This window comes from Variovorax sp. PAMC26660 (assembly GCF_014302995.1).
Taxonomy (GTDB): Bacteria; Pseudomonadota; Gammaproteobacteria; order Burkholderiales; family Burkholderiaceae_C; genus Variovorax.
In genome coordinates this window covers 4,461,141-4,484,415 of the sequence record NZ_CP060295.1, presented here as the reverse complement: position 1 = coordinate 4,484,415, position 23,275 = coordinate 4,461,141, and the positions used below count along the sequence as shown (strand labels likewise).

Genomic DNA, 23,275 nt, shown 5'->3' with positions numbered 1-23,275 from the left:
TGCCGGCCGCTTGAATTGAGATGCCCCGCGAGAGCGGGGCATTTTTCATTGGGGCGAGGAATGCCCCAAGGGCCTCAACCCCGCAGCGCCTGGAGCATCCAGGGCGCGCCCTTCATGTTGAACAGCGCACCGTACTTGCCGGTGAGCAGTCTGACGATGCCTTCGATCTCCTCCGGCCCGTCGTTGACGCCTTCCTGTGCACGCCGGCCTCTTCCATGTTCTGCATCTGCTTTCGCTGCCGGCCCCCTGTCGCCCGTTGCAGCGGCCCTCCTGCGCGACGCTCGCAGCAGGCAGAATGCGGCCACGACCGGCTCTTCAGGCCCTTCCGGCCCTCGGCGAAAAATCAATCTTCGATGACCATGCGCAAGATCAGCACCGCCACCGCCGCCCTCCTCGCTGCCATCGCCCTGGCCGTCGCGGCCTGGTTTCTCGCACTCGCCAGTTCACCCGTCACCGGCCCGCAGCCCATGGCCTGGCACAAGGCCGACGGCTCGCCGCCGACGGTGGCCGCCGATGCCGCCTCTCGCTTTCGCGGCTGCAGCCTGGTCGACGTCAACCTCGACATGGCGGTGTGGAACGGCGGCGTGATCGTGCCGTGCCGCGACGAGGCGCTGGGCATCGGCTGGGCATTTCTCGATCCGCGAACGCAGCAAGCCACACTGCGATGGCCGCTGATGCAGAACGGTGACGTGCTGTTCACCCAGGGGATCGTTCCCGGCCCCGGCCGGCGGCTCGCCATCGTGTTCCAGCAGGCGATCACGGGCGACTCGTTCGTAGCCATCGCCAACGCCGACGGCTGGGAGCGCGCGCCCCAGAACCTCGGGCACGTGCGCTACCTGGCCGGTGCGTGGGTCGGCAACCAGTTCGAACTCGCCGTGGTGTCAACCACCGCTGAAGACAGGTACGGCTTGTCGGCGGCGGTGAAGGTGATCGCCATCGAAGGCACCGAGCGGCGCGAACGCGTCGCCGTTCCGGCCTGCGGCACCGACTGCCACACGCCGCAGATGGCCTACCGCGCCGGTGGGCGCTGGGTGTTCGAAGACACCGGCCGCGCCGTCGCCGAAGGCGGCGAGTCCGTCGCACCGATCTTCCCCGGCCGCACGCTCTACGAGGGCGACGTCGATCTCGTCGCGCAGGGCAAGCTCCGCACGCCCGACACGCTCTCGCTCGGACTCAAGGACACGCCCGGAATCGGCGCCGACGGCAAGCCCACGCAGGCCGCGCCGCCGCCGCCGTGGAGCGGCATGCGGGTCGTGCGGCAGAACCGCTTCACCATCGACGAGAGCGCCGTGCGCCGCCGGCCGCAGTGGGCCGACGCCTCGCTGCGTGCCATCACCGAGCAGGTCGGCGACCGCGCGTTGACATGGCATACCGACGACAGCGACAAGGTCCGCATTACCGACGCACGGCAACCCGCGATCGACACGATGTCGGCACTGGCCGCGGTGGCGCAATGGCCGCAGGGCCTGGCGTCCCGCCTGTTCCTGCCCGACGCAACGGGCGGCTTCTGGCTGGTCGACAGCGCTGGCGAATCCATTCACCTGGACCACGCGCTGCGCCGCACCGACCCACTGCCACTGCGCGCTCACCTCCAGTCGTCGCGCAGCGCGCTGCCGGTGTACGCGCTGGGCTGGGCGCTGTTCGGGCTGCCGATATTGCTGCTCGTGTGCGTGGGGCTTTCGCTGTGCATCGCGCCTCGCCGGACTGGGGTTCGGGAACGGGCGATCAAGCTCGCCTCGGTGCTGTACCTGGTCAGCGCGGGATGGGCGTTGATGCAGGTCGTGCCGCTGCTCTGAAAGGGTGGCTGCCGGAGCCGGCGCGCAGCCCCACCACTGCACAATTGCGCCATCAAGAACACCGGGCCCCGGAATGAATCAAGCAAGCTTCGGCAAGGCCATCCCCGTACTCGCGTCACTCGACCTGGTGCGCACCCTGGATTTCTACAAGAACGTGCTTGGCTTCCAGACGCAGCACTTTGAAGATTTTTCCTATGGCATCGCGGAGCGCGGTGACACCGAGCTGCACTTCTGGGCCTGCAACGACAGGCACATTGCCGAGAACACGTCGTGCTACCTGCGCGTGGCGGACATTGCCGCCGTGCACGCGGAACTCAGCGCCAAATTGCCTTCGGTCCAGGACGTGGTGCGCACGGCATGGGGCATGGACGAGCTGTATGTGATCGACCCGGACGGCAACCTCATCAAGTTCGGCCAGGAGTCGGCTGGCGCGCCCTAGCAGGTGCCACGCGCGGGCCCGGCACGCCCCTGCGCAGCCGACGAAAAAAAGCCCCGCCGGAACCGGCAGGGCTTTTTGTACAGGAGCGCGAAGGCGCCGCGCGCTTACAGCTTCTGCTGTTGCATGAAGCGGTCGAACGTGCCTTCGGTGTAGCGGAACCAGGCGTTCTGGTCGGCCAGGAATTTCGACCAGTCGCCGTAGATCTTCTTCCACTCCGGGTTGCTGTTGTTCAGGTCCGAGTAGATCTGCTGGGCCGACTTGAAGGCCGCGTTCATCACGTCCTGCGAGAACGGGCGCAGCTTCGTGCCCGAGCCCACGAGCTGCTTGAGCGCGACCGGGTTCTTGGCGTCGTACTTGGCGGTCATCGTGATGTTGGCGTGCGCGGCAGCCGCTTCGACGATGGCCTTGTACTCGGCAGACAGGCCTTCCCACGCCTTGGTGTTGATGTAGAAGTCCAGCTCGGGGCCGCCTTCCCACCAGCCGGGGTAGTAGTAGAACGGCGCGATCTTGTTGAAGCCCAGCTTCTGGTCGTCATACGGGCCGACCCATTCCAGGCCGTCGAGCGTGCCCTTTTCGAGCGCGGGGTACAGGTCGGCACCGGGGATCGATTGCGGGATCACGCCGAAGGGTTCGAGCACCTTGCCGGCAAACGGGTTGGTGCGGAACTTCAGGCCCTTCAGGTCGGCGACCGACTTGATTTCCTTGCGGAACCAGCCGCCCATCTGCGCGCCGGTGTTGCCGCCCGGCAGGTTGATGATGTTGTACTTGGCATAGAACGCGCGCATCAGCTTCAGGCCGTTGCCTTCGTACATCCATGCGTTCTGCTGGCGGGTGTTCATGCCGAAGGGCACTGCGCAGCCCAGGCAGAAGGTCGGGTCCTTGCCGTAGAAATAGTACGGGGCCGTGTGGGCCATTTCGACCGACGCGTTCTGCACGCCGTCCACCACGCCGAACGCGGGCATCAGCTCGCCACCGGCGTGCACGGAAATCTGGAACTTGCCGCCCGTCATGTCACTGACGCTCTTGGAGAACGTCTCGGCCGTGCCGAAGATGGTGTCCAGCGACTTGGGAAAGCTGGACGCCAGGCGCCAGCGAACGGTGGCCTGGGCATGCACCGCGGGTGCGATACCGGCAGCCAGAACGCCCGCGATGCCGGCGTTTTTGATGAGGGAACGACGATCCATTGGTAGCTCTCCGAGTTCTTGGAATAAAAACAAAACGCGGCTTGTGACCGCGTTGGGGACTTTGGTTTAAGTCGGGGCGATTGTAAAAACGCGCTTACAGGCGTCCGGCGGGGGTTTACCCTGCGGGCCTCCCCACAGGCGGCGCGCGATCCGGAGGGTGTTGCAGGCGAGGCATAAAATGTTACTTCGCCTTCATCACTCAAAACCACCGAGGCATCCAACAGATGATCCGTTCTATCCCTTTCAAACCCGCACTCTTCGCACTCGTTGCCGCCACTGCATTCGGTAGCGCACAGGCCGCCGACATCAAGATCGGCGTTGCCGCAGCCCTGTCGGGTGGTGCCGCGCAATATGGCTCGGCCATCCGCAACGGCTTCCAGCTCGCGGCCGACGAGATCAACGCCGCCGGCGGCATCAATGGCGACAAGATCGTGCTGGCCATCGAGGACGAGCAAGGCAAGAAGGAAGACGCCATCAACGTCTTCAAGAAGCTCATCTTCCAAGACAAGGTCCTGATGACCTTCGGCCCCACGCTGTCGAACTCGGCGCAGGCTGCCGACCCGATCGCCCAGGCCGCCAAGACCGTGGCCTTCGGCACCTCGAACACCGCCGACGGCATCACCTCGATCGGTGACTACATCTTCCGCAACTCGGTGACCGAAGCCGACGTGCTGCCCGAAACGCTGCGCGTGGCCATCAAGCACGCCAACGTGAAGAAGGTCGCCGTGCTCTACGGCAACGACGACGTGTTCACCAAGAGCGGCTACGACAACTTCAAGAAGGCACTGGAAGACCTGAAGCTGCCGGTGACCACCACCGAGACCTTCGCCAAGGGCGACGTGGACTTCAAGGCCCAGCTCACCAAGATCAAGGCCACCAACCCCGACGCCATCGTGCTGTCCGCACTGCTGGCCGAAGGCGCACCGGTGATGGTGCAGGCGCGCCAGCTCGGCCTGAACGTGCCGATCATCGGCGGCAACGGCATGAACTCGACCAAAATCTTCGAGTTGGCCAAGGGCAGCTCGGACAACCTGTACGTCGGCAGCCCCTGGTCGGCCAGCAACGCCACGCCCGAGAACACCAAGTTCCAGAAGGCCTACAACGACAAGTACAAGGCAGCGCCGGACCAGTTCGCGGCGCAAGCCTATGACGGCCTGTACGTCGTGGCGCAGGCGCTCAAGGGCGTGAAGCTGTCGGGCAACCTCGCGGCCGACCGCAGCGCACTGCGCGACGCCCTGCCCAGCGTGAAGTGGACCGGTGCCACCGGCGCCTTCACCTTTGCACGCGCCAAGGACAAGGCCGGCAAGCCCGCCGGCTACGACGCCCAGCAGCAGGCCATCGTGAGCGTCACGAAGGGCACTGCGTTCGTGATCGAGAAGTAAGCACCGCCAGTGCGGGACCGCGTTGCGCGGCCCGCCGGTGCTCTTCGCATGGCGCAGGCCTCCTGCGCCGTTTTCTTTTTTGATTTGCCGTGGCGCTGTGCCGCGGCCTGACGGAAGCCCATCGTGCTCGATCAGCAGCTTGTCAACGCCTTGTCGCTCGGATGCGTCTACGCACTCTTCGCGCTCGGCTTCACACTCATCTTCGGCGTGCTCGGCGTCATCAATCTCTCGCACGGCGCGGTGTTCATGGTGGGCGCCTATGCGGCGGCCGAATTCATGCGCGTGTCGGGCATGCCGCTGTGGGTCGGACTGCCGTTCGCCTTCGCGTTCTGCGGCGTCATGGGGTTCCTGATCGACGTGCTGGTGCTCAAACCGCTGCGCAAGCGCAACGCACCCCACCTGATTCCGATGATCGCCACCATCGGCGTGGCCATCATCCTGAACAACGGCATCCAGGGCATCTTCGGCGCGGAGAACCTGCGCTTCCCGGCCGGCACCATTCCCGACGACGCGCTGGTGTTCGCCGGCATCCACGTCACCGTGCTCGAACTGGGCATCGTGCTGGCGTCGTTCGTGCTGATGGGCGTGCTGATGCTGTCGCTGCAGCGCACGCAACTGGGCCGCGCACTGCGCGCGATTGCCGAGTCGCCCAAGGCGGCGTACCTCGTGGGCGTGAACGTCGAAGGCCTGTTCTACCTGACCTCGTTCGTGGCCGCCGGCCTGGGCGGCGTGGCGGGCGTGCTGATCGGCCTGTACTCCAACGCCCTCTTCCCGCTGATGGGCCAGCCGATGCTCGAAAAAGGCATCGCGGTGATCATCCTGGGCGGCATGGGCGACATTCGCGGCGCGCTGCTCGGCGGCCTGTTCCTCGGCTTCGCCGAGGTGCTGTCGGTGGCCTATGTGGGCTCCAACATGCGCGACGCGGTGGCCTTCGGCCTGCTGTTCCTGGTACTGCTGGTGCGCCCCAAGGGCCTGTTCGGCTCGCTGAAGGAGCGCAAGGTCTAAATGGAAGCCCTCGACAACTTCTGGTCGGTCTACAGCAACCTGGTGCTCTCGCTGGGCATCAACAGCCTGCTGGCACTCTCGATCTGGCTCACGCTCTCCTGCGGCATGCTGGCCCTGGCCAACGCCGCATTCATGGGCATCGGTGCGTACACCGCGTCGATCCTCACGCTGAGCTATGGCGTGCCGTTCCCGGTCGCCATTGCCGCCGGCATGGCAGCGCCCGCATTGGTCGCCTTCATCATCGGCAAGCCGACGCTGCGCCTGTCGGGCGTGTACCTCGCGATGGCCACGCTGGCCTTCGGCGAAGTGGTGCGCATCGCCATCCTGAACGCCGAGTCGCTCACGGGCGGCGCGCTGGGCCTGAACGGCATTCCGCAATCGACCCAGTGGTGGCACGTGGCGCTGGCGCTTGTGCTCGTGCTGCTGGTGCTGTGGCGCATCCGCCGCTCCAAGGTCGGCCGCGCCTTCGAGGCCATCAAGGAAGACGAAACCGCTGCCGGCCTGATGGGCATCGACGTGGCGGGCCACAAGATGCTGGCCTTCGTGCTGGGCGGCGCCATCGCCGGCCTGGCGGGCACGCTCAATGCGCACCTGACCTTCTTCATCGGCCCGGCCGAGTACGGCTTCAACCGCGCGGTCGACATCCTCACGATGGCGATTCTTGGCGGCATCGGCAGCCTCACCGGCCCGGTGCTGGGCGGCACCATCCTCACGCTGCTGCCTGAAATGCTGCGTGGCCTGGGCTCCTTCCGCCTGGTGGTCAATGGCTTCATCCTGGTGCTGATCGTGCTGTTCCTGCCCAAGGGCATCTGGGACCCGGCACGCATCCGCCAGTGGTTCGCACGCAAGGGGAGCGCGGCATGAGCGACAACACGCTTTTGACACTCAAGAACGTGTCGCGCCACTTCGGTGGCCTCAAGGTCCTGCAGGACGTGAGCCTGGACATACCCAAGGGCGGCATCTTCGGGCTCATCGGCCCGAACGGTGCTGGCAAGACCACGGTGTTCAACCTGATCACCGGCCTGCTGCCGACCACCAGCGGCACCATCCATTTCGAAGGCCAGGACCTGGCAGGCCGTAAGCCCTTCCAGATCACCCGTGGCGGCATTGCGCGCACCTTCCAGAACATCCGCATCTTCAAGGAGATGTCGCTGCTGGAGAACGTGACGGTCGGCATGGACGCCAAGCTGCGCTACGGCCCCTTCGGCCTGCTCGCCGGCTCGGGCCTGTTCCGCAGCGAGGAAAAGCGTGCACGTGACCGCGCGCGCGAACTGCTCAGCTGGGTCAAGCTCGACCACAAGGCGAACGACGTGGCCGACAACCTCTCGTACGGCGACCAGCGCAAGCTGGAGCTGGCGCGCGCGCTGGCCACCGAGCCCAAGCTGCTGCTGCTCGACGAGCCGGTCGCCGGCATGAACAGCACCGAAAAGAGCGAGCTGATGGTGGAGATCGAGAACATCGCGGCGCGCGGCTTCACGGTGTTCATGATCGAGCACGACATGCGCTTCGTGATGGGCCTGTGCCAGCAGATCGCGGTGCTGAACTTCGGCCGCATCATCGCGCGCGGCGGGCCCGAGCAGATCCGCAACGACCCGCAAGTGATCGAGGCCTACCTTGGCCGCGAAGACGACGAAGCCACCAACGACCAGGAGGCCGCTGCATGAGCGCCGCAACGAGCAACCCCTTGCTGCAGGTGCAGGACCTGAAGGTGAACTTCGGGCACGTGCAGGCCGTGAAGGGCATCGACTTCGAGCTGCACGAAGGGCAGATCACCACGCTGGTCGGCGCCAATGGCGCCGGCAAGTCGACCACGCTGTTGGCCCTCTCGGGACTGGTGAAAAAGGCCTCGGGCCGCGTGACCTTCGCGGGCCAGGACATCGGCGCGCTGTCGCCGCACAAGATCGTGGCCGGCGGCGTGGTGCAGGTGGCCGAAGGCCGCGCCACGCTGACAACGTTGACGGTGCGCGAGAACCTCGAACTGGGCGCCTACACGCGGCGCGACGGTACGGCGGCGCGCATTGCCGACCTGGAACGCATCTACGCGCTGTTCCCGGTACTGAAGGACCGGGCCGACGGCCTGGCCGGCAATCTTTCGGGCGGCGAGCAGCAGATGCTGGCCATCGGCCGGGCCCTGATGGCCAAGCCGCGCGTGCTGCTGCTGGACGAGCCTTCGATGGGTCTGGCGCCGATCATCGTGCAGGACATCTTCCGCACGCTGCGCGAGATCAACAAGCAGGGGCTGACGATCTTTCTGGTGGAGCAGAACGTGCGGCAGGCACTGAAGATCGCGGACCGGGCGTATGTGATCGAGACGGGGTCGATCGTGCTGTCGGGTACGGGGCGCGAGTTGCTGGGCAACCCGAAGGTACAGGACGCGTACCTGGGCAGTTGACGGTTTTTGCCTTTGTCTTTTTCCCTCCCCTCCCGGGGGAGGGTCAGGGTGGGGGCACGGCGGCCTTTGAACTGCAGCGGCATTTTCAAGGCCGCGGGCCCTGTTCGCCGCGCTGTGTTTGACGTGCACTGCTCAGGGCGCTGCTGTTCAGGGCGCGTGCGAATGACACCGGGTGCTCCCCTCCGCGAATGTCCCCCGCTTCGCGCCTCCTTTATTTCGCTGCGGGGAGCACCCGGCGTCATTCGCACCTGGGCATGCTGCTGGAGTGCAGCCGATCAACGACCGCTCTGTCCAACGCTCACGCCGATACGGGGCTCTTTTTCGCGAAATAAAGGAGGAGCGAAGCGGGGGACATTCGCGAAAAAGAGCACCGTGTCGGCGTGGGCGTCGCCCTGAACAGCAGCGCACGAAACAACAGCACCAAGAGCCCCCATCCCAGCCTTCCCCCGGAAGGGGAAGGAGCAATACACGGAACCTCAGGCGCGGCCGAAGCGGTCCGCGATGGACTTCTCGATGCCCGGTGCATCAAGACCGATACCGGACATCAGCTTCGCCGGGTCACCGTGTTCGATGAACTGGTCGGGCAGGCCCAGTTGCAGCACCGGCTTCAGCAGGTTCGCGACCTGTAGCGCTTCGAGCACCGCACTGCCCGCGCCACCCATCGTGGCGCCATCTTCGAGCGTGACGATGGCGTCGTGCGTGCGCGCAACCTTCAACAGCAGTTCGACGTCAAGCGGCTTGGCCCAGCGCATGTTGACCACCGTGGCATCGAGCGACTCGGCGGCAGTGAGCGCCGGGTACAGCAAGGTGCCGAAAGCCAGGATCGCGATGCGCTTGCCTTCGCGGCGCACTTCACCCCTGCCGAAAGGCAATGCTTCGAGCGTGAGGTGCGGCGTGACGCCAGCACCCGCGCCGCGCGGATAACGCACCGCCACCGGATGGTTCTGCTCGTAGGCGCTGGACAACAGTTGCCGGCACTCGCGCTCGTCGGCCGGACAGGCAATGCTCATGTTGGGAATGCAGCGCAGGAACGGGATGTCGTAAGCACCCGCGTGCGTGGCACCGTCGGCACCGACAAGGCCCGCGCGGTCGAGCGCGAACACCACTGGCAGGTTCTGGATCGCGACGTCGTGGATCAGTTGGTCATACGCGCGCTGCAGGAAGGTCGAATAGATCGCCACCACCGGCTTCAGGCCTTCGCAGGCGAGGCCTGCCGCGAAGGTCACGGCGTGCTGCTCGGCAATGCCCACGTCGTAATAACGATCAGGGAAGCGCTGCTCGAACTCGACGAGCCCCGAGCCTTCGCGCATCGCGGGCGTGATGCCCACGAGCCGGCCATCGTGCGCGGCCGTGTCGCACAGCCACTGGCCGAACACCTGCGTGAAGGTCTGCTTGGCCACCGCGGTGGACTTGACCAGACCGACCTGCGGATCGAATTTGCCAGGGCCGTGGTAGGCCACCGGGTCGGCCTCGGCCAGCTTGTAGCCCTGGCCCTTCTTCGTGACCACATGCAGGAACTGCGGGCCGTCGAGGTGCTTCAGATTTTCGAGCGTGGGCACCAGCGAATCGATGTCGTGCCCGTCGATCGGGCCGACGTAGTTGAAGCCGAACTGCTCGAACAGCGTGGCCGGAACCACCATGCCCTTGGCATGCTGCTCGAAGCGCTTGGCCAGCTCGAACAGCGGCGGCGCCGCGCGCAGCACGCTCTTGCCGACGTTCTTGGCGGCGGCGTAGAAGTTGCCGCTCATCAGTTGCGCCAGGTAGCGGTTGAGCGCACCCACGGGCGGGCTGATCGACATGTCGTTGTCGTTCAGGATCACCAGCAGCTTGCAGTCGCACACGCCGGCGTTGTTGAGCGCCTCGAAGGCCATGCCGGCCGTCAGCGCACCGTCGCCGATGATGGCCACGGTGTAGCGGTCTTCACCCTTTTGCTTGGCCGCCATCGCCATGCCGAGCGCGGCCGAGATGCTGGTGGACGAATGCGCGGTGCCGAAGGTGTCGTACTCGCTCTCGCTGCGCTGTGGAAAGCCGGAGATGCCGCCGATCTGCCGCAGCGTGGGCATGCGCTCGCGCCGGCCCGTGAGGATCTTGTGCGGATAGGTCTGGTGGCCCACGTCCCACACCAGCCGGTCATGCGGCGTGTTGAACACGTGGTGCAGCGCGACTGTGAGTTCGACCGTGCCGAGGTTGGAACTCAGGTGGCCGCCGGTGCGCGAGACGTTGTCGAGCACGCAGGCGCGCACTTCATCGGACAGTTGCCGGAGCTGGGCCCGGTCGTATTTGCGGATCGGCGAGGGGTCGTGGAGTGTGGGGAGCAGCGGAGCCATGGGGAGGTTTTGTTCTTTTCTCAGCGGTCGCGGTCGACCACCATGTGGGCCAGGGCACGCAGTGCGGCGGTATCGGCCAGGCCGCTGCGCGCAAGCGCGGCCAGCGCGTCGGCCAGCAGTTGGCGGGCCTGCACGCGTGCGCCGTCCAGGCCCAGCAGCGACACGTAGGTGGGCTTGTCGGCCGCAGCGTCCTTGCCGGCGGTCTTGCCCAGGGTCTGGGAATCGGCGGTGACGTCGAGGATGTCGTCGACCACCTGGAACGCGAGGCCGATGGCCGCGCCGTAGTCGCGCAGGGCGGCCAGGGCCGTCGGCGTGACATGGCCGCAGGCAGCGCCCATCTCGACGCTGCCCTGCAGCAGCGCGCCGGTCTTCAGGCGATGCATTTCGCGCAGTTGCGCTTCGTTCAGTGCAATGCCGACGCTGGCAAGGTCGATCGCCTGGCCGCCAGCCATGCCCTGGCTGCCAGCGGCGCGCGCCAGCAGGCGGCACAGCGCGGCCTGCGTGGAGGACGGCACCTCATCGCCCTCGGGCGTGAGCAGCTCGAAGGCCAGGGCCTGCAGCGCATCGCCGGCCAACAGGGCGTCGGCCTCGCCGAACTTCACGTGCACGGTGGGCTTGCCGCGGCGCAGCACGTCGTTGTCCATGCACGGCAGGTCGTCGTGCACCAGCGAATAGGCGTGGATCAGTTCGGTGGCGCAGGCTGCGCGCAGCGCGGCAGCTTCATTGCCGCCGACCGCCTCGCTGGCCGCGAGCACCAGCAAAGGCCGCAGCCGCTTGCCGCCGTCGAGCACGGCATAGCGCATGGCGTCGCCCAGCAGCACGGGTGCATCGACGCCGACCCAGCGCGACAGCGCTGCTTCAACATTCGCCAGATGCGGCTCGCTCCAGCCGGCGAGGCGGGCGGCGTCCCAATCGGTGGAGGTCACGGGGACTGCGCTCATTCGGCGGTCCACGTCTTCAGGCTGCCCGCGTCGAGCACCTTGATCTGGTCTTCGACCGCCTGCAGCTTGTCGCGGCAAAAAGCCAGCAGCGCGGCGCCGCGCTGGTAGCTGCCAAGCAGTTGATCGAGGGGCAACTGGCCCGATTCGAGTTCTGCAACCAGTTGTTCCAGTTCCTGGAGCCCGGCTTCGTAGCTGGCGGGCAGCGGGCCGGTATCGGGCGTTGCCGCCGGGCTGGACGAGGAAGGGGAAGGCACCTTGGGCATGCAACGAAACGTGGGTGAAACCGGGCATTTTAGGGCGGGGGCCAAAACAGGGGCCCGCGGGTACAATGCGAACTTCTCTCGTTGGCGACACACCAACACTCCTCTCGGGCCGTCGACCCTTCCAGACGGCGCCTTCCGTTCTTCCTCTTTCTCTCCCTGTGGGGAGCTTGGTCAGGTCCTCCATGTCTGATTTAAGTCTTCAACTGCAGCAGGCCGCGAGCCAACTTCCAGTTTCAGCGTATTTCGACGAGGCGCTGTATGCGCGCGAAATGCAAAACCTTTTTGCGCGAGGGCCCCGCTATGTCGGCCATCGCCTCGCCGTGCCCGAAATGGGCAACTTCCATACGCTCCCGCAGGAGCACCAGGGCCGTGCGCTGGTTCACACGCCCAAGGGCGTGGAGCTGATCTCCAACGTCTGCCGGCACCGCCAGGCGTTGATCCTTCAGGGCCGGGGCCAGCTCGACAACAAGACGGGCGGCAACATCGTCTGCCCGCTGCACCGCTGGACCTACGCCGCGAGCGACCCGCGCAGCACGGGCACGCTGATCGGCGCCCCGCACTTCGACCAGGACCCCTGCCTCAACCTGCACAACTACCCACTCACCGAGTGGAACGGTCTTCTGTTCGAGAAAAACACCGACGGTTCCGGGCCCGACGTGGCAGCCAACATGGCCGGCCTCGGCCCGCAGGCCGACCTGGATTTCAGCGGCTACGCGCTCGACCGGGTCGAGCTGCACGAGTGCAACTACAACTGGAAGACCTTCATCGAGGTCTACCTCGAGGACTACCACGTGGGCCCGTTCCACCCGGGTCTGGGCAGCTTCGTCACCTGCGACGACCTGCGCTGGGAGTTCAACCAGAACTATTCGGTGCAGACGGTGGGCGTGGCCAACCGCCTGGGCCGCGCGGGCAGCCCGGTCTACCAGAAGTGGCAGGAGCAACTGCTCAAGTACCGCGACGGCAAGCCGCCCAAGTACGGCGCCATCTGGCTGACCTACTACCCGCACGTGATGGTCGAGTGGTATCCGCATGTGCTCACCGTATCGACGCTGCATCCGGTCAGCCCGACCAAGACGCTCAACATGGTCGAGTTCTTCTACCCCGAGGAAATCGTCGCCTTCGAGCGCGAATTCGTCGAGGCCCAGCAGGCCGCCTACATGGAAACCTGCGTGGAAGACGACGAGATCGCCGAGCGCATGGACGCCGGCCGCCGCGCGCTGATGCTGCGCGGCGACAACGAGACCGGCCCCTACCAGAGCCCGATGGAAGACGGCATGCAGCAGTTCCACGAGTGGTACCGCAGCGCGATGCAGAACGCCTGACCGTCAATGAACAGCGCATCGACGGGTGGTGTTCGGGGAACACCGCGGAACCGGCTTCGCCGGGCCGCAGGTGTTGCCCCCGGTGAGGGGGTTGGAGAAGCGACACGAAGTGCGCGAAGCCTGGGGGAGAACCAATAATGCAAGCGCTCTGGATGGTGCTCGGCGCCTTTTTGTTCGCCACCATGGGGGTGGTCGTCAAGATCGCCTCGGCCTGGTTCAACAGCGGTGAACTGGTGCTCGGACGAGGCCTGATCGGCATCGTTTTTCTCTGGCTGCTGGCACGCAATCGCGGCGTTTCGCTGGCAACCCAGTACCCCGGCATGCACGCCTGGCGCAGCACCATCGGCGTGATCTCGCTGGGCGCGTGGTTCTACGCCATCGCGCACATGCCGCTGGCCACGGCCGTCACGCTCAATTACATGAGCAGCGTGTGGATCGCAGCCTTCCTCGTCGGTGGCGCGCTGCTGGCCTGGGTGCCGGTGCCCGGCCGCGACGGCCGCGTGGCCCGACCGCCCTTGCAGGCACCGCTGGTGCTCACGGTGCTGGCGGGCTTCGCCGGCGTGGTGCTGATGCTCAAGCCCTCGGTGGATGCGAGCCAGGGCTTCGCGGGCCTGCTCGGCCTGCTGTCGGGGGTGACGGCCGCCTTTGCCTACATGCAGGTGGTGGCACTGTCGCGCATCGGCGAGCCCGAGCTGCGCACGGTGTTCTATTTCGCGGTCGGCTCGGCCGTGGCGGGTGGCATTGCCACGGCCGCCACAGGCTTCTCGGGTGCGGGCTCGTGGACATGGCCGCATGCGCTGTGGCTGCTGCCGATCGGCCTGCTGGCCGCCCTCGGACAACTGTGCATGACACGCGCCTACGCCACGGCCAAGACGCAAAGCGGCACACTGCTGGTGGCCAACCTGCAGTACTCGGGCATCATCTTCGCGGCGTTCTACAGCGTGGTGGTGTTCAACGATCACATCGACGGCGCCGGCTGGGGCGGCATGACGCTCATCATCGTGAGCGGCATCGCGGCCACCGTGCTGCGACAGCGGGCGGTGCCCAAGGCGCCGGCCGAGGAACACTGAACCACGCGCAACAACAGCGACATTTCGAAGGAGCACACGCCATGTACACCACCCTCATCTCCGTCGAACAACTCCAGCAGCTGCAGCAGGGCGACGCGCCTTACATGGTGTTCGACTGCAGCTTCGAGCTCATGAAACCCGAAGCCGGCCCGCAGCACTATGCCGCCGCGCACATTCCGGGCGCGCTCTACGCCAACCTCGACACCGACCTCAGCGCCAAGCATGGCGCGCCGGGCGCACACGGCGAGGTGGTGGTTGCGCAGGACGACGGCCTGCCCGCATCGGGCGGCCGCCATCCGCTGCCCAGCCGCGAGAAGTTCGCGGCCTGGCTCTCCAGCATCGGCTTTGCCAACGGCATGCAGGCCGTGGTGTACGACCGCAACGGCGCCAACTACTGCGGGCGCCTGTGGTGGATGCTCAAGTGGATGGGCCACGACGCGGTGGCCGTGCTCGACGGCGGCCTGCAGGCCTGGCAGGCTGCGGGCGGTGAAGTCACCGGCCGCGAGGAGCCCGCGCACTTTCAATCGAACTTCGTGCCCGGCGAGCCGATTGCGAAGCTCGTCACCACCGACACCGTGGTGCGCCGGCTCGGCCAGCCTGACCAGAACCTGATCGACGCACGCGCCGGTGCGCGTTACCGTGGCGAGGTGGAACCTCTGGACCCGATTGCCGGTCACATCCCCGGGGCCCTGAACCGGCCCTTCGCCGACAACCTCGGTCCCGACGGCAAATTCAAGCCGGCATCGCAATTGCATGCCGAGTTCGAGTCGCTGCTCGCGGGACGAGATCCGGCGACCGTCGTCCATCAATGCGGCAGCGGCGTCAGCGCCGTGCCCAACCTGCTTGCGATGCAGATCGCCGGCTTCGGGACGACCGCGCTCTATGCCGGCAGCTGGAGCGAATGGAGCAACACGCCGGGGCTGCCGACCCGGCAAGGCGCTGAACCATGACATTGACGACCCGACAACTGCAACGCACTGGCGGCCTGGCAATCGCTGCCGCGTTTCTTGCGGCGGCCCCGTTCCTCTCCGCGCAAGCGCAGCAGCAGCACGCGCATGTGCACGGCCAGCTCAAGCTCGACGTGGCCGTCGACGGCCCGACCGTGGTGATCGACATGGACTCCCCGCTCGACAACATCGTCGGCTTCGAGCGCGCCCCGAAGACCGATGCCGAGAAGAAGGCCGTCGAGGAAGCCGTGGCCCAGTTGCGCGCGGCCGACAAGCTCTTCATCATCGATCCGGCCGCCAACTGCAAGCTCGGCCCGGTGGATCTGCGCTCCGGCGCGCTCGGCCTGGGCAACCCCGATCCGAACGAGCCCGTGGGCCACGCCGACCTCGACGCCACTTTCTCCTTCAACTGCACCAACGCGGCCGCCGCGAAGTTCATCGACGTGAACCTGTTCAGCGTGTTCAAGGGGCTGCGCCAGATCGATTCGCAGATTGCCTCCGCACAAGGCCAGTTCAAGCGCCAGCTCAAGCGCCCAAGCGGCGCACAGGCCGCCCAGCCAGCCCGCCTGAGCTGGGGCAAGTGACACTGTGAGCACTCCCCTGCAGGCCGAGACGTCGCCATTGCGCGTCGTGCTCGCCGCCGAAGCGCTGCGCTTCTCGTGGCCCGGCGTGAAAACCCCGTGCATCGACATCGAGGCCTTCCGCATCACCGCCGGCGAATCGGTGTTTTTGCATGGCCCGAGCGGCTGCGGCAAGAGCACGCTGCTGTCGCTGCTGGCCGGTGTGCTGGTGGCCGACGAAGGCCGCGTCACGCTGCTGGGCCATGACTGGTCCAAGCTCTCGGGCACGCAACGCGACCGCAGCCGCGTGGCCCACGTGGGCTACATCTTCCAGCAGTTCAACCTGCTGCCTTATCTGAGCGTGCTCGACAACGTGCTGCTGCCTTGCCGCTTCTCGGCGCGGCGCGAAGCACAGGCCGCGCGCAACGGCAGCTCGCGCGAAGAAGCCGAGCACCTGCTCGGCCAGATGGGCTTGGATCGCAACCTGTGGAAGCGCCAGGCACTGCAGCTCTCGGTCGGCCAGCAACAGCGCGTGGCTGCGGCGCGCGCACTCATCGGCCAGCCCGAAGTGGTGATTGCCGACGAGCCCACCTCCGCACTCGACGAAGATCGGCGCGAAGCCTTCCTCGACGTGCTGCTGACGGCCTGCGCGGTGAACCACAGCGCGCTCGTGTTCGTGAGCCATGACCAGCGCATCGCACAACGCTTTGCGCGGCATGTGCTGCTGCCCGAGATCAACCGCGCCGCCACCAGCGCAATGGCGGTGGACGCATGAGAGCCTTGTTTTCGATTGCCTGGCGCAGCGCCTGGAACCGCCGCTTCACGCTCGCGCTCACCGTGTTCTCGATCGCGCTGTCGACCTTCCTGCTGCTCGGCGTGGAGCGCATCCGCACCGAGCTGCGCGAGAACTTCGCGTCGTCCGTCTCTGGCACCGACCTGATCGTCGGCGCGCGCACCGGCTCCACGCAGTTGCTGCTGTACTCGGTGTTCCGCATCGGCGCGGCCACCAACAACATCTCGTGGAAGAGCGTGCAGGCGCTGACAGAGCATCCCGGTGTCGACTGGGTCGTGCCGCTGTCGCTCGGCGACTCGCACCGCGGCTTCGCGGTGCTGGCGACGTCGCCCGAATACTTCACGCGCTTTCGCTATGGCGACAAGCAACTGCTGAAGATGCGCGAAGGCAAGCCCTTCAGCGAACTCTTCGATGCGGTGGTGGGCGCCGAGGTGGCCGACAAGCTCGGCTACCACGTGGGCCAGAAGATCACGCTGGCGCATGGCAGCGGCGAACTCAACGTGGCCGAGCATGCCGACAAGCCCTTCACGGTGGTGGGCGTGCTCGCGCGCACCGGCACGCCGGTCGATCGCACGGTGCACATCGGCCTTGCAGCCATGGAAGCCATTCACCTCGAATGGGTGGGCGGCGCGCCGATGCCCGGCGTGCACATTCCGGCCGAGCAGGTGCGCAAGTTCGACCTCACGCCCAAGAGCGTGACGGCCGCGCTGGTGGGCCTGAAGAACCGCGCCGCCGTGTTCGGCGTGCAGCGCTGGATCTCGACCTACACCGGCGAGCCGCTCATGGCCATCCTGCCCGGCGTGGCGCTCGACGAACTGTGGAGCGTGATCGGCATCGGCGAGAACGCGCTGCTGCTGATGTCGGCACTGGTCGCGCTCGTGAGCCTCGCGGGACTCGTGTCAGTCGTGATGGCCGGGCTCAACGAGCGCCGCCGCGAACTCGCCGTGCTGCGTGCGGTGGGCGCGGGCCTGCGCCATGTGCTGGCGCTGCTGGCACTCGAAGGCGCGATGGTCACCGTGCTGGGCGTGCTCTTCGGCCTGGTCATGGCGGTGCTGGGCATCGCCCTGCTCTCGCCATGGCTGCAGGCGCAGTTCGGACTGACACTGAGCCTTTCCGAACCTACACTGAACGAATGGCTGCTGATGGCAAGCCTGCTGGTCGCGGGCTGGCTGGCGAGCCTCTTGCCTGGCATCCGTGCCTATCGACTCTCCCTGGCAGACGGCCTCTCACCGAGGATTTGAACCATGCGCATCGCAAAGAAGATTCCCACGCTCAAGGCTTTCACTCGCCTTTCAATGCTGCTGGCCGGCGCCGGCCTCGCAGCGGCCACATGGGCCGCCGACCCCGCGCCCAAGGACACCACGGCGTCGAACCCCCTGGGCGGCAAGACCGCGCCGCCCGTTGCAGCCAAGGGCACACCGGGCCAGCCAAGGCAGATCACCTGGGAAGAACTCGTGCCCAAGGACTGGGACCCGGCCAAGGAATTCAAGGGCATGGACCTGAGCGCGCTCGACGATGGCGACCCGCGCGCCAACGAGCTGCTGATGAAGATGCAGGAAGTCTCGAACAACGCGCCGACCAATCCCGCGATGAACGGCACCGAAGTGAAGATCCCGGGCTTCATCGTGCCGCTCGAAGAAGCCAAGGGCGAGGTCACCGAGTTTCTGCTGGTTCCCTACTTTGGCGCCTGCATCCACACGCCGCCGCCGCCGGCCAACCAGATCCTGCATGTCGTGCCGCAAAAGGGCGCCAAGTTCCGCGCCATGGACACCGTGTGGGTCACCGGCAAGCTGCAGACGCTGCGCAACGATTCGATGATGGGCGTGAGTGGTTACCACGTGAGCGCCACCAGCGTCACAAAGTATTCGGGCGGCGCCAAGTAGGTCTTGCGTCTGTGGTTCTGCGCCGACAGGGTTGGCGGCGCACGACCGACACAGACCGTTGCATCCGTGAAGCAGGCTTTGTCATCGCCTGCTGCCGAGCGCCGTTGAAAGAGTTCCGGGCACGACGCCGGCGCCTTCATGGAACTCCAAGATGACAACAACCCATCGCCCCACAGTCCCGCGGCTCCTGACGATCTCGCTGTGCATCGGCGCCCTCGCCATTGCACTCCCAGGCTGCGACGACAAGACCAAGCCTCCGACGCCTGCAGCCTCTGCCGAAGCCGATCCCGCGCTGTCGATCCCGCCGCCTTCGGTGCCGCAGACACCCGCGGCCCCGACCCCGGTGGCCTACGCGCCACCTTCGGCCGAACAGCTCTACCAACTGGTCGCACCCATCGCGCTGTACCCCGACAAGCTGGTGGCGCAGATTCTTGCAGGCGCCACCTACCCCGAACAGATCACCGCCGCCCATGACTGGCTCGGGCAGAACCGGACGCTCAAGGCCGGCCCGCTCGCCGATGCGGCCAACCAGCAACCTTGGGACCCGAGCGTCAAGTCGCTCACCGCCTTTCGCAGCGTGCTCGACCAGATGGCCGGCAATGTCCCGTGGACCGAATCGCTCGGCAAGGCCTACTACAACGACCCGACCGACGTGATGAACGCGATCCAGGTCATGCGCCAGCGAGCCTCGAAGGCGGGCCGCCTGAAGAACAACGACAAGCTGCGCGTGGCGAGCGCCGCGACGCCGCAGAACTATGCGCCGGCACCGGACATGCAGCCGATGTATGCGGGCCCCGCCGTGATCGAGCCGCCGCCGCAACTGATCACCATCGAGCCGGTGCAGCCCGACGTGGTGTACGTGCCGAGCTACGACCCACAGGCGATCTACGGCGCATCTGAACCCATCTACCCCGGCTATGCCTACGCTCCGCCTGTCGTGGTGGCGCCCGGCTACAGCGGCGGCCAGATCGCCGCGGCGGGCGCACTGGCATTCGGTGCCGGCGTGATCGTCGGTGCCGCGCTGGAGCGTCACGACTGGGGCTGGCACTCATGGAACATGAACTGGGGTGCGCCGCGCTGGCAAGGGCGCGGCCGGGGCCCCGACGTGCAACCGGCTTATGCGCGACCGGCCGTGGTCTACAACAACAGCACCTACATCTCGCGCTCGACCACGGTGGTCAACAACGTGAACAACGTGCGCAATGTCTACAACAACAATGGCGGTCCGCGCGGCACCCTGCCGCCGGGAGCTGCGCCCAATTTCGCGGCGGGCCCAGCCTTTACGCAGCAACAGCAACAACAACAGGCGTTGCTGGCCCAGCAACAAGTGCAGCAGCAACAGCGCCAACAGCAGCAGGCTGTGCTCGCTCAGCAACAACAGCAGCAGGCCCATCAACAGCAGGCGTTGAGGCAGCAGCAGGCCCAACAGCAAGCGCAAGCCCAGCAACACTCGCAGCAACAGGCCCAGCAGTTGCAGGCGCAACAACAGCAACAGACGCGCGAGCAGCAACAACAGGCGCGGCAGGCCCGCTTCCAGCAGCAGCAACAAGACCCGCAGCACAGGCAGCAAGCACAACAAGCACTGCTGGCTCAGCAACAACACCCAGGCGCCGCCAACCCGCAAGCGCAGCAACAGGCCTTGCAACAACAGCAAGCTCGCGCGCAGCAGCAGGCGGCGCAGGACCAGCAACGGCAGCAACAACAGCATCAGCAACAGGCCCAGCAGGATCAGTCGCGGCGCCAGCAGATGCAGCAGCAACAGCAGGCGCAACAACAAGCACGCGCGCAGCAACAGGCCCAACAGCAACAACAGCAGGTCCAGCACCAGCAGGCGCTGCAGCAACAGCAGGCCCAGGCCCAGAATCAGGCCCGTCAGCAACAGCAAGCCCAGCAGGAGCAGATGCACCGCCAGCAGCAGGCACAGCAGCAAGCCGCGCATCAGCAACAGCAGCAACAGGCGATGCAGCAGCAGCGTCAGGTGCAACAGCAGCAACAGCAGGCGCACCAGGCCCAAGCCCAGGCTCAGGCCCAAGCGCGGCAACAGCAAGCTCAGCAGCAACAGCAACGCGTGGCCGCTGCGGCGGCTGCAGCCCATCGCCAGCCACCGCGCCCGGGTGAACCGGATCGGCAACAGCACCCCTGAGCGGCTGGCTTCGAACGACGCCGACGGCGCCGTTCAGAGGCAAGGCGCTGCTATGGTGTGAATCAACAGAAAAACAGTGCGCGCAAGGCCGATGGCTGGCGCCACGGGGCACGTCAAGCACCCCGTGCGAACGATCATGAAGAAGATCAGTTCTTGCCGATCTCGGTCAGCAGGCGCGTGACGAGATAGATGCGCGGCACGATCGAATCGACTTCGATGTACTCATCGCGCGCGTGGTAGCCGAAGCCCGCGAGGCCGAAGCTCTCGACCACCGTGGCCTTGCCCGAGCGGCCCGCATAGCCCGCATCGGTGCCGCCGCCGGTCATGGGCGTCAGCGCGAGATCGCGGTCGATTTCCTTGTAGATGGCCTGCGCCTTCTCGCCCAGCGCACGGCCCTTCTCGCCTGCGATGAACGCCGGACGGCCCACTTCCACCTTCACCGTGGTCTCCGTGTCGGGAATCAGCTTGCCGGCCCCGATCTTTGCCTGCAGCGCCGCGTCGAGCTTCTTCTCGGCGCCGGGCTGCGTGATGCGCACGTCGCCCAGCGCCTGCGCCTTCTCGGTGATCTGGTTGAGCGGGCCGGTGGCGCGCGCCACGGTCCAGTTGAGCGTCGCGCCGGGGATGTCCTTGGCGATGTCCCTGGTCTGCAGCATCTGGTACGACAGCTCGTACAGCGCGTTGCGGCCCAGCTCAGATGCGGCACCCGCATGCGCCGCGCGGCCCTTCACCTCGAGCGTGGCGGTGGCGATGCCGGCCGCGCCGAGCAGCAGCGATTCGCCCTTGACCACGGACTTGGCCGCCGTGGGCTCGAACGACAGCACCGTGTCGTGCTGGTCGGCCATGGTGGCGATGAGTTCACCGGAGCCGACCGAGCCCACTTCCTCGTCGGGGTTCATCAATACGGTGAGCGTGTCGTAGTCGCGCCAACCGGCATCGGCCAGGATCTTGAGCGAGGCCATCATCACGGCCAGGCCGCCCTTGTCGTCGGCGATGCCGGGGCCGTAGATGCGGTTGCCGTCGACCTTGTAGGGCTGGCCGTTGAGGATGCCCGCCGGGTACACCGTGTCCATGTGGCCCTGCAGCATGATCTTGCGTTTGCCGGTGCCCTTGAGCGTGCCGATCACGATGTCGGCGCCCGCGCCGGCCGTGGCCTTGCGGCGTTCGGTCTTGAAGCCCGCGGCCTTCAACCGCCCTTCCACCAAATCGGCCATCTTGAGCAGGCCGTCGACGTTCAGGCTGCCCGACTCGATGAGCACCATTTCCCTGAGGTTGTCGATCACCGCGGGCTGTGCCTTCTCGGCGGCGGCGAGCAGCTTGGCATCAGGCGCGGCCTGCACAGCGGAAGCGGCACCGAGCGCAAGGCCGCAAGCCAGGGCGATGGAGCGAAGGGCGAAGAAAGAGGAGCGCATTGTCATGATGGTTTTTGTCTCTGAGTGAAGGGCGGGCAACAGCATAGCGAGCCAATGAGGAATGCAGCGCAAATCGGCGACAGCTCCTCTCCCGTGCGCCCCTCAGTCAAGCTGGTTGCGCAGATTCCTGAGGATCAGGTACCCGCCCCACAAAAGCATGCCCGTGATGAGCGTGAGATGGCTCATCTCGAACCAATAGGCATGGGGGTCCGTGGCCACCAGAACAGTCCTGGAAGGACAGCCACCGCCTTTGGAGCTGCAGGAAATTTCCCCTCGGATCAAGCCGCGCAACAAGAACACAAGCAAGGCAAAGCCTCCGCCAAGCATCGCCAGCAAGGTCGATGCCAGCCGCAGCCGGCTTCCGGAGAATGCGCCGCCCTCCTTGGTGAGGGACTTTCGCAAGCTCCTGTGCCAGACGAACACAAGAACAACCACGCACAGAACGTAGACCAGGAGCTTCACACGACTTCCTTTGGCGCTTTGATTTTTTACGTGGGACCCGCTCAGCCCTTGCGGCCGCGCACGGTTTTCTTTGCGGGCGCGGTCTTCGCGGGCTTGCGTGCCGGCTTCAGCGCCGGCGCTTCGCGCGCCGACTTCATGTGCCCGCTCTCCCCCGATGTCATGCCCACGATCTTCGCGAGCTGGCGGCTCACGCTCACGTAGGCATGCCCGAGGCGGCTGTCGAAATACAGCGAGTCGCCACGCGCAAGGCGCACCACCTCTCCGTTGTCGAAGTGCACGTCGATCTCGCCCGACAGCACATACGCGAACTCTTCGCCGGCGTGCCGCACGAAGTCTTCGGGGCCGTTGATGCGGCGCGCGTGCACCGTGCCTACGATGGGGCTCATCTGCTTGCCGGCCACTGTCGTGCCGAGAAACTCATAGGCAATGGCGAGCCCGCGATACACCACGCCCTTGCCTGCGCGGGTGACCACCGGGCCGTCGAACTGCTCGGGCTTGACGCCGGCGCCCGCGAACATCGCGTTCATGTCCATCTCTAGCGCACGGCCCAGCGCAGTGAAGTTTTCGTAGCCCAGCGCGAGCTGGCCGCGCTCCGCACGCGAGATGGTGGTGATCGACACGCCCGAGCGCTCGGCCAGTTGCGCGAGCGTCCAGCCGAAACGCTTGCGCGCGGTGCGCAATCGATGACCGAAAGTGGTGCGATCCAGCGTGGGCGGCTCTTCCTTCGGCTTCGTCCCCGCTCTGGTCCCTGTGTGTGGAGTCACGCTTGGCCTTCTCTTTGTAGTGCACTGCAATTCTGCCAGCCCGGCGCCCGGCCATCCATGCCAACCCGCGTGACGCGGGCCCAGAATTTGCGTATATGCAAATTGCATTGACGCAAATTTCACCGGACTGGTTCACCATGGTTTCCCCTTGGTCGGCCCGAATTAATTTGCGTATCCGCAAATTTCTTCCTAC

General features: G+C 66.2%; 23 protein-coding genes. 15 read left to right on the top strand and 8 right to left on the bottom strand.

What is annotated here, in order from left to right; translation table 11 throughout:
- Positions 1 to 74 precede the first annotated feature (74 nt).
- Positions 75 to 305, bottom strand: a complete 231-nt coding sequence (locus H7F35_RS20990) for a hypothetical protein (protein ID WP_187114517.1) — start codon at positions 303 to 305, stop codon at positions 75 to 77.
- A 48-nt stretch (positions 306 to 353) separates the two neighbouring features.
- Between H7F35_RS20990 and H7F35_RS20985 the strand changes: the two genes are divergently transcribed.
- Complete coding sequence (locus H7F35_RS20985; RefSeq protein ID WP_187108517.1) at positions 354 to 1,796, top strand: hypothetical protein; 1,443 nt, start codon at positions 354 to 356, stop codon at positions 1,794 to 1,796.
- 73 nt (positions 1,797 to 1,869) lie between these two features.
- The gene (locus tag H7F35_RS20980) at positions 1,870 to 2,235 is read left to right on the top strand and encodes a bleomycin resistance protein (protein ID WP_187108516.1); all 366 of its coding nucleotides are present in this window, start codon (positions 1,870 to 1,872) and stop codon (positions 2,233 to 2,235) included.
- A gap of 104 nt (positions 2,236 to 2,339) precedes the next feature.
- Here the strand turns inward: H7F35_RS20980 and H7F35_RS20975 are convergent, their stop codons facing one another.
- Complete coding sequence (locus tag H7F35_RS20975) at positions 2,340 to 3,419, bottom strand: TRAP transporter substrate-binding protein (protein ID WP_187108515.1); 1,080 nt, start codon at positions 3,417 to 3,419, stop codon at positions 2,340 to 2,342.
- Between the two features lie 224 nt (positions 3,420 to 3,643).
- Here H7F35_RS20975 and H7F35_RS20970 point away from each other — a divergent pair, with 224 nt between their 5' ends.
- From H7F35_RS20970 to H7F35_RS20950, 5 genes are all read left to right on the top strand, one after another.
- Entirely contained in the window at positions 3,644 to 4,801 is a 1,158-nt protein-coding gene (locus tag H7F35_RS20970) for an ABC transporter substrate-binding protein (RefSeq protein WP_187108514.1), read from the top strand.
- Between the two features lie 123 nt (positions 4,802 to 4,924).
- Complete coding sequence (locus tag H7F35_RS20965) at positions 4,925 to 5,806, top strand: branched-chain amino acid ABC transporter permease (protein WP_187108513.1); 882 nt, start codon at positions 4,925 to 4,927, stop codon at positions 5,804 to 5,806.
- On the top strand, positions 5,807 to 6,670 hold the full coding sequence (locus H7F35_RS20960) for a branched-chain amino acid ABC transporter permease (RefSeq protein ID WP_187108512.1): 864 nt from the start codon (positions 5,807 to 5,809) through the stop codon (positions 6,668 to 6,670). It abuts the gene before it with no gap.
- The gene (locus H7F35_RS20955) at positions 6,667 to 7,470 is read left to right on the top strand and encodes an ABC transporter ATP-binding protein (protein ID WP_187108511.1); all 804 of its coding nucleotides are present in this window, start codon (positions 6,667 to 6,669) and stop codon (positions 7,468 to 7,470) included. Before H7F35_RS20960 ends, H7F35_RS20955 begins: the two co-directional genes overlap by 4 nt.
- A complete protein-coding gene (locus tag H7F35_RS20950) occupies positions 7,467 to 8,198 on the top strand; it encodes an ABC transporter ATP-binding protein (protein WP_187108510.1) in 732 nt (243 codons plus the stop codon). Before H7F35_RS20955 ends, H7F35_RS20950 begins: the two co-directional genes overlap by 4 nt.
- 476 nt (positions 8,199 to 8,674) lie before the next feature.
- On the opposite strand, the gene dxs is transcribed toward H7F35_RS20950, so the two are convergent.
- The 3 genes from dxs to xseB are packed head-to-tail and all read right to left on the bottom strand — an operon-like array spanning position 8,675 to position 11,729.
- Positions 8,675 to 10,525: a 1-deoxy-D-xylulose-5-phosphate synthase gene (gene dxs, locus H7F35_RS20945; protein WP_187108509.1), complete on the bottom strand. Its 1,851-nt coding sequence runs from the start codon at positions 10,523 to 10,525 to the stop codon at positions 8,675 to 8,677.
- 20 nt (positions 10,526 to 10,545) lie between these two features.
- On the bottom strand, positions 10,546 to 11,466 hold the full coding sequence (locus H7F35_RS20940; RefSeq protein WP_187108508.1) for a polyprenyl synthetase family protein: 921 nt from the start codon (positions 11,464 to 11,466) through the stop codon (positions 10,546 to 10,548).
- Entirely contained in the window at positions 11,463 to 11,729 is a 267-nt protein-coding gene (xseB, locus tag H7F35_RS20935; protein ID WP_124461042.1) for an exodeoxyribonuclease VII small subunit, read from the bottom strand. The genes H7F35_RS20940 and xseB overlap by 4 nt, the downstream gene beginning before the upstream one ends.
- Before the next feature lie 182 nt (positions 11,730 to 11,911).
- On the opposite strand from xseB, the gene H7F35_RS20930 reads away from it, so the two are divergent.
- The 8 genes from H7F35_RS20930 (at position 11,912) to H7F35_RS20895 (ending at position 20,447) form a co-directional block, all read left to right on the top strand.
- Positions 11,912 to 13,051 carry an aromatic ring-hydroxylating oxygenase subunit alpha gene (locus H7F35_RS20930; RefSeq protein ID WP_187108507.1) on the top strand — a complete coding sequence of 380 codons (1,140 nt, stop codon included), beginning with the start codon at positions 11,912 to 11,914 and terminating at the stop codon, positions 13,049 to 13,051.
- Positions 13,052 to 13,188: 137 nt separating this feature from the next.
- Positions 13,189 to 14,121, top strand: a complete 933-nt coding sequence (locus H7F35_RS20925) for a DMT family transporter (RefSeq protein ID WP_187108506.1) — start codon at positions 13,189 to 13,191, stop codon at positions 14,119 to 14,121.
- Between the two features lie 41 nt (positions 14,122 to 14,162).
- Entirely contained in the window at positions 14,163 to 15,071 is a 909-nt protein-coding gene (locus H7F35_RS20920; RefSeq protein WP_187108505.1) for a sulfurtransferase, read from the top strand.
- Positions 15,068 to 15,652, top strand: a complete 585-nt coding sequence (locus H7F35_RS20915; protein WP_187108504.1) for a DUF2796 domain-containing protein — start codon at positions 15,068 to 15,070, stop codon at positions 15,650 to 15,652. The genes H7F35_RS20920 and H7F35_RS20915 overlap by 4 nt, the downstream gene beginning before the upstream one ends.
- 4 nt (positions 15,653 to 15,656) lie before the next feature.
- Entirely contained in the window at positions 15,657 to 16,403 is a 747-nt protein-coding gene (locus H7F35_RS20910) for an ABC transporter ATP-binding protein (RefSeq protein WP_187108503.1), read from the top strand.
- Positions 16,400 to 17,662 (top strand): ABC transporter permease, encoded by a 1,263-nt coding sequence (locus H7F35_RS20905; protein WP_187108502.1) that lies wholly within the window; start codon positions 16,400 to 16,402, stop codon positions 17,660 to 17,662. The genes H7F35_RS20910 and H7F35_RS20905 overlap by 4 nt, the downstream gene beginning before the upstream one ends.
- 3 nt (positions 17,663 to 17,665) lie before the next feature.
- Positions 17,666 to 18,304 carry a DUF3299 domain-containing protein gene (locus H7F35_RS20900; protein WP_187108501.1) on the top strand — a complete coding sequence of 213 codons (639 nt, stop codon included), beginning with the start codon at positions 17,666 to 17,668 and terminating at the stop codon, positions 18,302 to 18,304.
- A 151-nt stretch (positions 18,305 to 18,455) separates the two neighbouring features.
- Complete coding sequence (locus H7F35_RS20895; protein ID WP_187108500.1) at positions 18,456 to 20,447, top strand: DUF3300 domain-containing protein; 1,992 nt, start codon at positions 18,456 to 18,458, stop codon at positions 20,445 to 20,447.
- A 146-nt stretch (positions 20,448 to 20,593) separates the two neighbouring features.
- Here the strand turns inward: H7F35_RS20895 and H7F35_RS20890 are convergent, their stop codons facing one another.
- The 3 genes from H7F35_RS20890 to H7F35_RS20880 form a co-directional block, all read right to left on the bottom strand.
- Positions 20,594 to 21,862, bottom strand: a complete 1,269-nt coding sequence (locus tag H7F35_RS20890) for a M20/M25/M40 family metallo-hydrolase (RefSeq protein ID WP_187108499.1) — start codon at positions 21,860 to 21,862, stop codon at positions 20,594 to 20,596.
- A gap of 96 nt (positions 21,863 to 21,958) precedes the next feature.
- On the bottom strand, positions 21,959 to 22,318 hold the full coding sequence (locus tag H7F35_RS20885) for a hypothetical protein (RefSeq protein WP_187108498.1): 360 nt from the start codon (positions 22,316 to 22,318) through the stop codon (positions 21,959 to 21,961).
- A gap of 41 nt (positions 22,319 to 22,359) precedes the next feature.
- On the bottom strand, positions 22,360 to 23,082 hold the full coding sequence (locus H7F35_RS20880) for a helix-turn-helix domain-containing protein (protein WP_187108497.1): 723 nt from the start codon (positions 23,080 to 23,082) through the stop codon (positions 22,360 to 22,362).
- Between the last annotated feature and the right edge of the window lie 193 nt (positions 23,083 to 23,275).